The 14316-nt window shown below is 41.5% G+C and carries 13 protein-coding genes and 1 riboswitch; of the genes, 9 read left to right on the top strand and 4 right to left on the bottom strand.

The window, feature by feature from the left end; translation table 11 throughout:
- The first annotated feature begins 164 nt into the window (after positions 1–164).
- On the top strand, positions 165–878 hold the full coding sequence (locus ACN6KS_RS17765) for an ABC transporter ATP-binding protein (protein WP_094870259.1): 714 nt from the start codon (positions 165–167) through the stop codon (positions 876–878).
- Positions 871–2472 (top strand): hypothetical protein, encoded by a 1602-nt coding sequence (locus ACN6KS_RS17760; protein WP_341135141.1) that lies wholly within the window; start codon positions 871–873, stop codon positions 2470–2472. The genes ACN6KS_RS17765 and ACN6KS_RS17760 overlap by 8 nt, the downstream gene beginning before the upstream one ends.
- A gap of 60 nt (positions 2473–2532) precedes the next feature.
- On the opposite strand, the gene ACN6KS_RS17755 is transcribed toward ACN6KS_RS17760, so the two are convergent.
- A complete protein-coding gene (locus ACN6KS_RS17755) occupies positions 2533–3204 on the bottom strand; it encodes a TetR/AcrR family transcriptional regulator (RefSeq protein WP_094870257.1) in 672 nt (223 codons plus the stop codon).
- 259 nt (positions 3205–3463) lie between these two features.
- Here ACN6KS_RS17755 and ACN6KS_RS17750 point away from each other — a divergent pair, with 259 nt between their 5' ends.
- The 3 genes from ACN6KS_RS17750 to ACN6KS_RS17740 all read left to right on the top strand — a co-directional run bounded on the left by ACN6KS_RS17750 (position 3464) and on the right by ACN6KS_RS17740 (position 9253).
- Positions 3464–4900 carry an MDR family MFS transporter gene (locus ACN6KS_RS17750; protein WP_440960180.1) on the top strand — a complete coding sequence of 479 codons (1437 nt, stop codon included), beginning with the start codon at positions 3464–3466 and terminating at the stop codon, positions 4898–4900.
- 93 nt (positions 4901–4993) lie between these two features.
- A complete protein-coding gene (locus ACN6KS_RS17745) occupies positions 4994–6601 on the top strand; it encodes an S-layer homology domain-containing protein (RefSeq protein WP_440960179.1) in 1608 nt (535 codons plus the stop codon).
- A gap of 101 nt (positions 6602–6702) precedes the next feature.
- Positions 6703–6801: riboswitch (purine riboswitch) on the top strand.
- Positions 6802–6991: 190 nt separating this feature from the next.
- Entirely contained in the window at positions 6992–9253 is a 2262-nt protein-coding gene (locus ACN6KS_RS17740; RefSeq protein ID WP_440960178.1) for a 5'-nucleotidase C-terminal domain-containing protein, read from the top strand.
- A gap of 553 nt (positions 9254–9806) precedes the next feature.
- Here the strand turns inward: ACN6KS_RS17740 and ACN6KS_RS17735 are convergent.
- Positions 9807–10337 (bottom strand): glycosyltransferase family 2 protein, encoded by a 531-nt coding sequence (locus ACN6KS_RS17735; protein ID WP_440960177.1) that lies wholly within the window; start codon positions 10335–10337, stop codon positions 9807–9809.
- Positions 10338–10408: 71 nt separating this feature from the next.
- Here ACN6KS_RS17735 and ACN6KS_RS17730 point away from each other — a divergent pair, with 71 nt between their 5' ends.
- The 4 genes from ACN6KS_RS17730 to ACN6KS_RS17715 all read left to right on the top strand — a co-directional run bounded on the left by ACN6KS_RS17730 (position 10409) and on the right by ACN6KS_RS17715 (position 12525).
- Positions 10409–10981 carry a hypothetical protein gene (locus ACN6KS_RS17730; protein ID WP_440960176.1) on the top strand — a complete coding sequence of 191 codons (573 nt, stop codon included), beginning with the start codon at positions 10409–10411 and terminating at the stop codon, positions 10979–10981.
- Positions 10982–11200: 219 nt separating this feature from the next.
- Positions 11201–11380 carry a hypothetical protein gene (locus ACN6KS_RS17725; RefSeq protein ID WP_440960175.1) on the top strand — a complete coding sequence of 60 codons (180 nt, stop codon included), beginning with the start codon at positions 11201–11203 and terminating at the stop codon, positions 11378–11380.
- A gap of 114 nt (positions 11381–11494) precedes the next feature.
- Positions 11495–11944 carry an SMI1/KNR4 family protein gene (locus tag ACN6KS_RS17720; protein ID WP_440960174.1) on the top strand — a complete coding sequence of 150 codons (450 nt, stop codon included), beginning with the start codon at positions 11495–11497 and terminating at the stop codon, positions 11942–11944.
- Positions 11945–11964: 20 nt separating this feature from the next.
- On the top strand, positions 11965–12525 hold the full coding sequence (locus ACN6KS_RS17715) for a DUF4303 domain-containing protein (protein WP_440960173.1): 561 nt from the start codon (positions 11965–11967) through the stop codon (positions 12523–12525).
- Positions 12526–12590: 65 nt separating this feature from the next.
- On the opposite strand, the gene ACN6KS_RS17710 is transcribed toward ACN6KS_RS17715, so the two are convergent.
- Complete coding sequence (locus ACN6KS_RS17710; protein WP_440960172.1) at positions 12591–13421, bottom strand: carbohydrate ABC transporter permease; 831 nt, start codon at positions 13419–13421, stop codon at positions 12591–12593.
- 1 nt (position 13422) lies between these two features.
- Positions 13423–14310: a carbohydrate ABC transporter permease gene (locus tag ACN6KS_RS17705; RefSeq protein ID WP_076286224.1), complete on the bottom strand. Its 888-nt coding sequence runs from the start codon at positions 14308–14310 to the stop codon at positions 13423–13425.
- Between the last annotated feature and the right edge of the window lie 6 nt (positions 14311–14316).

Below are 14316 nucleotides of genomic sequence, written 5' to 3'. Positions count from 1 at the left end.
TTTTTCGTTTTTTATAAAGAAAAATTTATTTATATGAAGGTATGAACTAAATGGACAAGATAAACGTACTATAGTAAAACTATCCTAACAACGTATGAAACGGTAGGCATTGATTACATGATGAAAGTTACTAATACGTATATGAACGGAAAGGGAGTGCTCAAATGCTGACAATAAAACATTTTACCAAGAGCTACAAGGGTGGTAAGAAGGCAGTAAATGACTTGAATTTAGTGGTTGAGAAAGGCGATATTTATGGCTTTATTGGTCATAACGGTGCGGGGAAAACAACGACAATTCGGGCAGTGGTAGGTGTTCTTGATTTTGAGGAGGGGGACATCGAAATTGGTGGATATTCTATCAAAAAAGATCCTTTAGCCTGCAAAGCGATTACTGCGTATATTCCAGATAATCCAGATCTATACGATCATCTGACAGGCATTCAATACTTGAATTTTATTGGTGATCTTTTTAGTGTATCGAAAGCAGATCGGGAGTTGTTGATTAAGAAATATGGTGATGAATTTGAAATTACATCTCATTTGGGGGATTTAATCTCCTCGTATTCTCATGGAATGAAACAGAAGCTCGCGATCATCTCAGCACTAATACATAAACCGAAGTTATTAGTGCTGGATGAGCCCTTTGTGGGACTTGATCCAAAAGCGGCACACACGCTAAAAAAAACCATGACGGAGATTTGCAGTCAGGGCAGTGCGATCTTTTTTTCGACGCATGTACTGGATGTGGCCGAGAAGCTTTGCAATAAGATTGCCATTATTAAAGCGGGTGAGTTGATCACCCACGGCAAGACAGAAGAGGTGAAGGGTGATAGTAGCCTTGAAGATGTATTTTTGGAGTTGATTAAGCATGATTAATATCTGGAGATTGACGAAGATTCAGCTGATTTCTTCCTTTGGGTTAAATAAGGCCTTGCATACACATGATGTGAAAAAAAGACGCAAAATGCTTTGGCTGAGCATCGGGATCCTAATTGGAGTTGTCATGATGGCTCTGGTTTCATTTGGTTATAGCTATATGATAGCAGAGACCCTTGAACAGATTGGCCGGCCAGAGCTGCTGCTTGCGATAATGATGGCAGTTACTTGCTTAATCGGATTTTTTACAACGATTTATAAGGCAAGTGGTGTATTATTTGGCTCCAAAGACTACGATCTCGTAATGTCGCTGCCAATCAAAACGAGTCATATTGTAGCAAGTCGGGTGGCTCAGCTTTATGTGTTAAACCTATTCTTCTCTTTGATGGTGATGGTACCTGCAGGCATTGTTTATGCAATAAAGCTGAATCCCGGCGTACTATATTATTTGTATTTTTTGATTACGCTGTTATTTATTCCATTAGTGCCGATCATTGCTGCAACGATTATAGGTGCTCTGATCAGCTGGGTTTCCTCAAGATTTAAAGGAAGTCGTATAATAACTCTCATCCTAACTTTTGTTGTAATTATTGCTTTAATTGTTGGTTCAGGTCAAATAAATGGTAATAATCCACAATTACTTGCGGATATGAGCGCTCAAATCGCTGATCAAATATACAATTTGTATCCTTTGACGCTTATGTATGTAAATGCGGTTTGCTCGTTTCAAATGGATTCCTTAGTACTGTTTATTGCGATTTCGCTGATTTCTTTTATGCTGTTTACCATGGTACTTGGCAGTAAATATAAAGCGATACACACAGGTCTTACGACTTCTTTTTCAAACAATAAATATCAAATGAAATCACTTACAGTATCCTCACCGCTTTACACATTGTATAAAAAAGAGCTGCGTCGCTATTTTAGTTCTTCTATATATGTACTCAACACGAGTATAGGAATGGTTATGTTACTTGTATTGGCGATCGCTTTACTGTTCGTTAGTGCAGAGCAACTAGGACAACTCGTTGAGATACCAGAACTTTCAAATTATCTGAATCGGCTGGCTCCACTGTTTGTTTCCGTTTTTGTAACTTTAAGCTGTACGACATCCAGTTCCATATCGCTCGAAGGTAATAATATTTGGATTTTAAAAAGCGCACCTGTGCCGACATTAACGATATTGCTAAGTAAAATCGCAGTGAATCTTACGATTACCGTGCCGATTATAGTTGTCAGTAGTGTGCTCCTCATGATATCTCTAGGTACCGGATGGATGGAAAGCTTGTTATTACTGGTTATTCCCGTCTTATATGCTTGCCTTACTGCAATGATAGGTGTGCTCGTTAACTTGAAGTTACCTAAACTGGAGTGGACAAATGAAGTATCGGTAGTCAAACAAAGCGCATCCGTCTTAGTGGCGTTATTGATAGGGTTTATAAGCTTACTGATTCCTTTCGGTTTGAGTCTTCTTCTAGCCGATCTGAATAGTAATCTCGTTTTGTTAGGTCTTGGAATGTTGATATTAGTGGTGTGTGGTGCGATGTATCGATATATTAAGTCAAAAGGGGAGCTTTTATTTCGGGCTCTTTAAAGAGTAAGGGCATTCCAAAAGCCGGAATTGGCTACTGGGATGCCCTTACTGCATTTCTTGCTACGCATTGGCCAACTGTTCTATACCCCGCACTAATATTTTCAGACCTGTGTGAAACATCTTGTCAGAGCCTATTTCATTGAAGATATTGTTCTCGTACATCCGCTTTATAACATTAGGACCCTCTCCGTTTAAGCGCTCAAGGGATTGTTTAAATACCTCTCTAGCATCCCCGAGGACTCCATTTTTCATGGCTACGTCAATTCGATCCTGTTCATACTTGTCCAATTCGAAAGAGATCACATAGTTTAACACGCTTGAGATTATAGAGAACTTATCACTGTCGGTTAAAGGCAGCGGCTCCACAATCTGTAGCAACGTATTCAGCAAAGCTAGATAGTCTGGTTCCGAAGGTAATGTTCTCATCAAGAGCTGAGCGGAACAAGGATATTTATGTAAAACACCTCGAATTTGGTCCGCAAAATGAAACAATTGATCATTCCATTCCCCTTCGAGAGAGGCAGATTGTAGGGTTTCTTTTGCTACTTCATTGGCAAGTGTCTGAAAAATACTCTGCTTGCTCTTAAAATGCCAATAAAGTGATGCAGCTTGTATATTTAGTAGTTCTGCTAATTTCCTCATACTGAAAGCCTCTATACCGACATTATCTAACAGCTCCCAAGAAGCTTTGATTATATCTTGTTCGGTGATTTGTAGATTTTTGATTCTCATCGAATGACCTCCTGTTCCTATCTTCCTTTATCTTAATCCATCCACGAGGGTTGGTCTACCAGCGTTAGATTAATATGCGTCACATTTGAACAGCTGAAGCGATCAGATAATAATCTTACACCGTTAGATATTTCTGTTTACAGTCTATTATTCCGGTGCTATATTAATCTTACGGTGTTAGTTAAAAGGCGAGGCGGATTAGTGAGGAAGTTCCTGATAGAAATTTTGTTGAAAAAATCTAAGAGGATGTGTATAGAATATGATGAATCCAGAAGTGAAAATATCCCAGCCAGTCACAAAAGAATTCTCCATAAAGGCAATATTCCCAGTAATTCTGGCACTAATAACAGGGATGTTATTAGTTATGCTCGACAGTACTATTATGAACGTAGCTATTCCACAACTTGAAAAAACCTTTGCAACCAGCTTAAAGACCATTCAGTGGGCGATTACTGGTTATACCCTAGCGTTATCTGTAGTTATCCCATTAGCCGGTTGGTTTTCGGATAAATTTACGGCTAAAAGAGTCTTTTTAGCTTCAATTGTATTGTTTACAATGGGTTCCGTATTATGCTCACTGGCAAAGTCACCGACAGAGCTGATTATTTTTCGCGTAATACAGGGGTTAGGAGGAGGGATGATTGCTCCAATCGGCATGGCAATGTCTTTCAAAATTGCACCTCCTGATAAAAGAGGGTCTATTATGGGCTTGCTCGGACTACCGATGTTGATTGCGCCTGTGCTGGGTCCTGTACTGTCAGGATGGCTGTTGGAATACGCAAGCTGGCACTGGATTTTCCTTATTAATGTTCCGATTGGTGTTATTGCGATGATCGTTGGCATTAAGTTTCTTCCGGTTACAGAGAAAGGGAAAAAGGTCAATCTGGATATTTGGGGTGTGATTTTATCTCCGCTAGCGTTCTCTAGCTTGGTGTTCGGGGTTCACAGAGGGGGAGTAGACGGATGGGGTGACAAATATACGCTTATTACTCTTATATTCGCCATCATTACGCTTACTCTGTTTATTTTTGTGGAGCTGCGCCAAAAAGAACCGTTATTGGAGCTTCGTTCTTTCCGTTCGTTTGAATTTAGTAAAGGTATGATTCTGACCTGGATTAATCAATTCGCCTTATTTGGCTCGATTCTGTTAATCCCTCTATTTTTGCAACTGGTCAGAGGTTTTTCTTCTTTCGAATCTGGATTGATGGTCATTCCCCAAGCGATAATATCCTTTGTCGGCATGATCATCGGTGGAAAATTATTCGATAAATACGGCGCTCGCCTTCCTGTATTCTCTGGTCTTGTGCTGTTATCAACCGGACTCTTTCTTTTAACACGCTTGCAAAATGATACAAATGTATATGTTATGATCAGCTATCTCGCCATTATGGGATTAGGTCAAGGATTATCTACTATGCAGCTCGGTACACATGTACTTAAGGCAGCCCCAAAAGATTTGATTAGCCGTGTAACACCACTCACAGCATCCGCTCAACAAATTATTGGTTCCTTTGCCGTTGCAATAATGTCTGGATTATTGACATCCAATATTGCTTCTCATAAGAGTCAAACGAATATAGGTGGTGTTGATGTTCAAGCGATGGTCGCAGGATTTCATGATACGTTTCTAATTTCAATGGCTTTGGCACTTTGTGGTATGGTAATCAGTCTTTTCCTTCGTAAACAGAAAAACTGATCTTTTCACACGCTACCAATATTTTAGCAATGTTTATAGCATCTATCCTTGGTATAATTCGAAGATTGATAACCAAGGGGGAATCTCTAGCCCGTGAAAAGTATATTAGCTAGACTTGCTATAACGACACTTGCTTTTGTGCTCGTAGCTGGAGTATTTATTCAACATATATCGGCTGATGATGAGGCACCTTTTAAGGATATAGATACTAGTTATGCTAAAAATGAAATCATAGAATTGTATCACCGCAACATATTAACCGGCACAACGGCGACAAGCTTTTCACCTACTCAATCAATTACTAGAGCGGAATTCATCACGGTTCTAGACCGTCTGCTACAGCTAAGTCCCACAGTTAGTCCAGTCTCTCCATATACCGACGTAGCGAAGAGCGCTTGGTATTACGGCTGGATACAGGCAGCTGTTCAGCTTGAGCTGGCTAACGGAACTTCGGCAACTACTTTCGCGCCAGCAAAAGCAGTTACCAGGCAGGAAGCGGCTGTATGGATGGCCAAAGCTTTAAAGCAAACAAACCATACTTCTGCTCTAACTTCGTTCAATGATCGAAATGAAATTGCTAGCTGGGCAAGATCAGCTGTTGCTACTGTAAATGATCTGGGTTTAATGAAGGGAGATAATCGCAAGAATTTTCGGCCCTCTGATCCTATTACTAGACAGGAAACGGCCGTCCTCATGGACCGAGTGCTGCAAAATGAGAGTTGGGCAGCAGAACTTGAAGATGAGCCCGAGGATCGCATCGTTATAGGCTGGCAATATGGGCAGACGACGGCACAATACGAAAATACGGTTCTGAAATCCAACGTTAACACCTTATCACCACGGTGGTATTATGTAGGAAGTACAGGCGCAGTAACGGATTCAACGGATGCTTCGCTGATCACATGGGCAAAGAAGAATAATAAGAAAATATGGGCGATGGTAGGCAATCGATCGGATCAAGAAGCGACCCATCAAATGTTGTCGAGTGCAGCCACAAGGAATACGGCAGTAAATCAATTAGTAGCTTTAGTGAGCAAATATAGATTAGATGGACTAAACATTGATTTTGAAAATGTAGCCCCTGACGATCGTGAGTATTTGACCTCGTTCATTACATTATTAGCTGAGAAAATGCATGCTCTTAACGCGACGCTGTCGATAGACGTCTCTCCCGATCTTGGAACAGATTGGACAGATGCTTTTGACTACGCTGCACTAGGTAAGCAAGTGAACTATATGGTGATGATGGGTTATGACGAACATTATGACGGGAGTAAACTTCCAGGGCCCAATGCTTCTATTCCTTTTGATCAACATGCAGTGGATACTGTACTAAAGGACGTACCCAGCCATAAGGTTATATTGGCACTGCCTTTATATAATCGTGACTGGACTTTGAATCCGAATGGTACGGTTTCATCTTCAAAGTATATCTCGCTTCCGGAGCAAAATCAGATTATTAGTAGCTATGGAATGAAACCCGTATGGAATGAGACTTTAGGACAATATGTGGCCAACTATTCGAAGCAGTCCATAAAGCACACGATCTGGATTGAGGATGGCCGTTCATTCATAGCAAAATACGACTTAAGCGTTAAGAACAATCTAGCCGGAATTGCTTATTGGTATATAGGTGGAGAAAGCGCAGATATATGGTCTAGCGTAAGTAATGCAGAGAAATTTTACGATTATTCCTTTTAAAAAGAAAGACTGGATAGCAGATGGATAACAATAAACAAAACGATTTATCGGTGTTAGGCACTATGTTGACAATCTCAACTTTTTTAATTATCCTTAAAACGTTAATGAATTTAATATAATTTCGTATAACTCCAATAATATGGTTTGGAGGTCTCTACCAGGAACCGAAATTCCTGATTACGAAGAAAGTACAAGATTTGTATTTTCTCCGTAGTTAGGAATTTTTTTGTGAAAATTATTATAATCGCAGCCGAAATCGTTCGAGTTTAACCGAGTTCCAAGGTCATTCATTTGACATGCTGATTAGTCTTATAACGGTAGTATTCAGTCGGTACTTGCTGATGGAATGCTATCTTTATATAAAATTTACATAAAAGGAGAATGAACAGCATGCAGAAATTTGCTCCAAAGCGTTATGTCGGACTGTTGCTCACATTCATGTTATGCGTGACGGCCCTTATCACGCCTCTCTCTAGTAACAAAGTTCAAGCCGCAGAGGCAGAACCGGAAACAACCATAACACTGCTCGGAACGTCGGATATCCATGGAAGGTTTATGCCTTGGGATTACGCGCTTGACGGCCCGAACAAGACGGGCAGCTTGACTCAGCTGTACACGATTGTCAAAAAGGTTCGTGAAGAGAATCCGAACACGATTTTGCTTGATGCAGGAGACATGATACAAGATAACTCTGCAGAGTTGTTTAATGATCAACCGAAGTCACCTATGATGGTAGCTATGAATGAGATGAACTATGACGCATGGGTAATGGGAAACCACGAGTTCAATTTTGGGCTTGATGTGTTAGAGAAAATCTCCTCGCAATTTAAGGGACAACCCTTAGTTGGAAACGTATTCAAAGAAAATGGTGACCGGTATATGCCGGCTTATACCATTATTGAGAAGGCCGGGGTCAAAGTTGGCATTATCGGCATGAATACACCTATGATTACTGAGTTTGAAAAGGGAACCGACCACTTAGACGGAATTATCGTGAAGGATCCTGTAGAAGAAACAAAAAAAGCTATCGCTGAGCTAAAAGGCAAGGTGGATGTTATTGTTGGTCTCATGCATATGGGACTAGATAATGAGAATGGAAAAGCAGGTACAGGTGTAACGGATATCGCGAATGCGAATCCCGAACTGACTGCTATTTTCGCTGGACATATGCACACCCTAGTTGAATCGAAAACAGTGAACGGCGTGCTCATTTCTGAACCTAATAAATATGGATCACATATTTCGCGTATCGACCTGAAGTTCACGAAGCAAGGCGATAAAGTGGTTCTGAAAGACAAACAAGCAAAGGCGCTGGCAGTAAAATCCTCTGACGGTTCGTTTGAGGAATCCGATGCTGGACTAGAGGGCATTTTACAGCCATTCCACGAGTTCGCACGTGCGGACGCGAATACCGTTGTTGCTGAACTGAAGGGAACAAACCTTGTCCCATCCAATGAAATGAAAGGCATTCCTGCTGTTCAAACCCAAGAGACGCCGTTATCGGACTTCTTCAGCGAAGTGATGCTTCACTATAGCAAGGCCGATGTCGTCGCCCACCAGATTGATAATGATAAGGCTAAACTAGACGTTGGACCGATTAAGAAAAAAGATATTGCTTACAATTATCAATTCGCGCTTGGTGAAGTTACGGTGTACCAGGTAACAGGCAAAGATTTAAAAGACTATATGGAATGGGCAGTAGGTTATTTCAACTCGACGCGTCCAGGCGATGTAACCATCAGCTTCGATTCCAAGAGACGTGCCTCGAAATACAGTACCAATGATTTCTTTGGTGGCGTATCTTATGATGTTGATTTATCCGAGCCTTATGGAAGCAGAATTAAGAACCTGAAGTATGCGAGTGGGATTTCCGTGAAAGCAGACGATACGCTGAAGCTTGGAATGAACGCCTACCGAATGGAAGCCCTGAAAGCTAAAGGTGGCGCTCTGGAAGGAAGAACATTCAAGCAGCTCTGGTCTTCTAAAGATGCTACTGCCTATGGCGAAGATAAAGGTACCATTCGAAATCTCTCAATCGCTTATTTGAAAGATGTAAAAAAAGGCGTGTACGAACCAACAATCCATCATAATTGGAAAGTGATAGGTGTCGATACGACAGCACCAGCACGTGCAGATGTTGTGGAGTTAATCAATGATGGTATTCTATCTGTTCCAACAACGGAAGATGGTAAATATTCCAATATAGCTTCCATTAACATTCTAGATGCGGTAACGCAAGAAGAAATCGCTGCGCTCTCTACAAAAGCGAATGTAAACCAAGCGTTGTTCTCCGACGTAAAAACCAAAGGTGATTTCTATCAAAAGCTGAATCAAGCGAGAAAAACCTCATCGGATGTAGTAGTTAAAGAACAACCTAAACCTAGTGAACCTGCAGTTGTTGAAGAGCAGGCTAAACCAGAGCAAGTTCTACCTGTACAAAAACCTGCGGATAAAGCAGAGAGACTAGCTAAAGTTACAGCTTATTTCTTGAATGTACGGGCTAACGCCTCATCCACTGCAAAAATTTATACAGCAGTGCCTAAGGATACCGTCTTGGAGGTACTAAGCACCGATAAGTATGGATGGGTGAAGATTAACTTTAACGGCAAAGAAGCCTATGTGTACGGACAATATGTAAAAATGTTGCCTTAATCATAGCTGTGTAGTGCAATCTTATCCAAAAAACCAGCAAATCTCCTTTGACCGGAGACTTGCTGGTTTTTATTTACGGTCGATTCCTCCCCTTTGATGAACCGCAACGCCATCTGCCGGCTTTAACCTAGCGTGTTATCGATTACGATTGATCCTCCGTGGCGCTCCATGATTGTTTTAACAATGGCAAGCCCCATTTTTATAACTTGGTGCCGAACTTTTTAAAAAGGGGATTGGAATCATTACGTAATTCGGGCTGCTTCCTACTATTCTGTTGACACTCTTTGGGAGTGTTGCAACAGATAGATATATCAAAAAAGCCATCGTTGGTGCAACGGCTTTATGATCAGGACTCTGTTGTATTATATAGGCCTGCCCAAGTAAGTTACTGGAGATTTAGTTTGATAAATTTGTTGGACGACCATTTTGGCATAAATTTTCTGAACAGTTTTCTCAGCCGAATCCCAATTCGTGTTCAGTGGAGCTTCTAGCTTTTTGAGGATTAAATCAGCTTCGCGAGACGTATTTTTTGAAGTTTTTTACTTTTATAACTTTAACACTTTTGGATAAAAGCTTCTTGTCTGACGATCCAGGTGTGATCTTTGGAGTTTTTTCTACGGATTGCAGCGAAGTTATACTTGTTTCCTACGTAAATCTTAAAGCCATGTGCAGCACAATCAGAACAGAACTTGACGAATTCCCCTCGGTTCCGTTCTGGAAAAGAAATCTGCTGGAATACATTACGTTTAACGAGCAGGGTCGCACCTTGAAGATTGGTTACATGTTTATTTTCCATAGAAGAGTAGCTTAATAAGAGTAATTTCTTGTCATTTAGATACATGTAGTGAGCCCGTTTTCCAATGATATCCGCCTTACTCTTATGAAGGGTTTGCATACTATAGGTTAAATAGTTGGTAGCGTAGTAGTCGTCATCATCAAATTTAGCGATATAACTATATTTCGCTAATTGCACACCAAAATTCAAACAAAATCCGAGGGAACGGTTTTCCGGTACTTTAAAAACCCGTACATTCGTATGTTTTTTTGCAGCAGTTATATAGCCTATAATGGAAATAAGAGACATACTTAGATACAATCTATAGGATATAAACAAGAATCAGACTGAATAAGAAAGCAATTAGAGGAGGCCATCTCGTGGGAAGATCATTCGCAAATTTGCATATCAAGTCGAACAACCTTGAGAAGACTGTCGAAGCATTAAGAGAGCTAAGCGAAGGGCATGCCACAGTATTAGGCAAGCCAATTAATGAGGCTCAAGAGTTCAATGTTGTCATGTACGTAAGCAAAAGCAACGAGTACTGGATCAGCGTGCTCCACGATTATTTTGTATGGGGTACGGTGAAGGAGATTGGCAAAACGCTGTCCTGGCTTATCGAGGAGCCAGTGATGACCGCCGGATATATAAATGAGGAAATATTTGAGTTGTCGTTGTTCGAGAATGGAGATATTGAGGCCGAAAGAATCTTTTGTGAACAGTGGACGAGGGATGAATATGAACAACTCAAAGAAGAGCGTCTTAATGATGACTACTTGCAGAAAGCGTTGGATATCCGCAATGAAGATTTTGACGGCTTCATTGGCATTACGAGTCCGGTACAAGCCGTAGATGAGCTGTCAGAACTCGTAGGAATGTCTTTATGGTGTGATTGGGAGTGGGTCCCGTACGAAGAAACTCTCAGAACACGATTTGCGAAATATGAATTTTGAAAATTTAAATAGAGATGATGAAGAGTGGCGGTGAGAGAAAAGAAATGGATAGATTAAAGAACAGCTGAATTTTATAACTTAGATTCTTCATAAGGCCGGAAGAGTTTGAAAGCGTTTTGAAGCTTTTTGAACATAAGCAAGCGCAATTTCATCTAACCAATTAGCTTTGACCAGGAAATGAAGGCACTGGAGGAGCTATCTATCAGGAATTGTAAAGGTTTGACTCGTTTGATGGGAATGGAGCAGCTGCCTTTGCTGCACACCCTTCGTATTCTCAAGACGGCAATCGATTTTGATTCCTTTATCAATCAAAAACTTCCAATTTCTTTATCTTCAGTGGAGTTTGCAACTTTCAAAAGTAAAGCAGACCGGGAAATACAACAATCTTTAGCAAAATGACGTTCATTCTGACAACATTGTAGTAGGAAAAGCGCCGCCATATCATTTTTAGAAGGTTGGAGAGACATCCAAAACTTACAATAAACCCATGTATAAGGAGAGGGGATCGAACTCATGTATGAGCGTTTGGCAGAAAAACTGAAAACGACCTCCGCTTTAAAATGGTTTCCTGGCCATGGTGCGCAAGAAAGCTGGGTAGCTGAAGCTGAAGAGGAATTAGGATTCTGCCTGCCGCCATCTTATCGCTGGTGGCTGGTTCATAACGGTAATGCCCGGTTGGGAGACGGCAATATTCTAGCGATAGCAGCTCCGGAACATAGAGAGTATTACGACGGCGACCTTCTTTACATACATAGACTGAATAAAGCCGAGGAATGGTGGGTAGGTCGGTTTCCCCACAGACTGGACTTGTTCGTGCCGGATTGCGACGAGCTTTATTTTTTTGATACGTCTACTAGAGATAAACAGGGAGAATTTCCGATCATGTGTTATGATCTCATGAATGATTTGATCGACAAGTATGCTTCAACGTTTGCGGAGTTTCTAGAACGGCTGGTCGACTAACAGAAAGGAGGGCTATTGTCATGAAGCTGATACAAGAAATAGAGACGCTGGCGATAGAAATCGCCGATGCTGCCAGAACGTCTTTTCGCGCTCTTTTTGAAAATGGCGAACGTTACTATTACTGTACGCTATATACTACTGGCGAGGGACATGCGCCTAGCATCTCCGCCTGGTCGTGGGAAGCTTTAGAGATGGAATCGACCAGGCAAGGAGACGAAAGTGACACACCGGGATCGACGATTGCGGAACTTATCAAATGGTCCTATGCCGATTTACCCTATTGTTGTTTCGGGGATGAGAACTTCGATCACGTTAAACAACGATTTATCGAGCGTTCTTTCATTGAGGATCTTGAGAATGACGAAGGGAATCGAGAGTTTGATTTGAGGCTGAAGGCCATGGAGCTGGCAATGAAAATGCTCGATGATGAAGGCTTGTTTGCCTTGCATCAACTGCGAGAGTCAGTATGTGTCCTTGTCGAAGTCATGCCGCCGGATGAGATCAATACCGAAATCGCCCTGCGTTTGAATCGGGCGGACTCTCCGGCTATGCAAGTATGGTTGGCGGAAGCGGCGGAGTAGAAGCATCCGCTTTCGGTGACATATCATGGACCAATTTATGCTGCAAATGGTTTATCTTTAAGCTCCTATCCCTTTAGCGAGCCGGACGTGATGCCGTTAATGATATATTTTTGCATGAAAATGTAGAACAGAATGAGTGGTGCGACCGCTAGGAGCATCATCGGGAAGAAATTCGTCCAGTCGGTCGAGAATTGCCCAATATTGCGGAACACTTCTAAGAGTAATACACCCTTTGAACGGGATTGCAAGAACAAGAGCGGCGTCATGAAATCATTCCACACACCCAGCGTATTCACGATCGCTACAGTGGCAATCACCGGCATAAGCAGCGGGAACACAATCTGCAAGAAAGTTCTCCACACCCCACAGCCGTCTACTTTTGCTGCTTCTTCCAGTTCAAATGGAACGGTAGAACCGATAAAGCTTTTAATTAAAAAGATAGAGAGCGGGAGGCTGTAACAAATTTCTATAAGAATAACACCCGTGTGGGAATTCATAAGTCCAAGCTGGGATACTTGTTTATAAAGTGCCAAGATCCCCATTTGGTACGGTACCATCATTCCAACCATGAATAAAAGGAACACGAGGCGATTAAAGCGGTTCGTATGTCGTACCAAGCTGTAAGCAGCCATCGCAGAAAACATAACAATACCCGCGACGGAGGAAATCGTAATGATTAGGTTATTTCCTAACACATGGAAGTAGTTCATTGCTTTAAAGGCGCGAACGTAGTTGTCGAATGTGATATTAATTGGAAGGCCCATCGGACTAGAGACTGCATCAGCTGGGGTTTTAAAAGTCGTGATAATCAAATAGTAAATAGGGATCAAAAAAATCGCGGCTATGACGATCAAGAGAATTTCAGTAACGGCAGACCCTTTAGTATATCGATTCATATTACCGCCGCTCCCACATTTTGATTAGTGTAAAGTGAAGAAAGGTGATGAAGCCAACGAGGATCACGAAGACGATTCCGAATGCGGCTCCGTAGCTATAGAAACCTTCACTGAGGCCTTTTTTGATCATGAGTGATACGATCGTTTCAGTAGAATACCCCGGGCCACCTCCAGTCAAGGCATAAACAATATCAAATACCTTCATACCGTTTATCATCCCCATAACCGTATTGAAGGTGATCGCTGGAAGCAGTAGAGGAAGCGTGATATAACGGAACAATTGCCACCCGTTCGCTCTGTCGATCTTCGCCGCTTCATAATAATCTGTTGAGATGCTCTGTAAGTTGGCCAAATAAATAACCATTGTGTAACCCACCCACTGCCATACGGAGGCGATGATGACTGAGTAGAGCGCAAGACGCGGATCTCCGAGAAAATTGATGCGTTCGAAGCCAAGAGCAACTACAAGTTGATTAATCAAGCCGAAGTCGGAAGGTGAGTACATAAAATTCCAGAGAAAACCGATAACCAATACGCTGAACACCGCAGGAAGGAAGAACGCAGCCCGCAGCAGATTTTTTGTTTTTAATTTTTTATTGAGAAATACCGCTAATGGAATGGCTAGCAAATTCTGTCCGAGCATCGCGAGTACTGCATAGATTAAAGTGTTGCTAATCCCTGTTAAATAGAGGGAATCTTTAAATAGAGCGATATAATTGTTTAGTCCAACATACTTGACAACAACGGGATGCACGTCTGACCAGTTCGTAAAGCTGTATACAGCGGTCTTTAACGTCGGATATATGAAAAAGGTACAATAAATAAGTAAGGCAGGAAGCAGAAGCAGAACATAATTGATTTCTCGTTTGAAAATGTTTGGTTTGTTCATACGCAA

Origin of the sequence: Paenibacillus nitricinens, assembly GCF_052056485.1 — a bacterium.
Lineage (GTDB): Bacteria > Bacillota > Bacilli > Paenibacillales > Paenibacillaceae > Paenibacillus_AQ > Paenibacillus_AQ nitricinens.
Note: the sequence above shows the minus strand (reverse complement) of the source record. Positions and strands in the feature narration are given on the sequence as shown.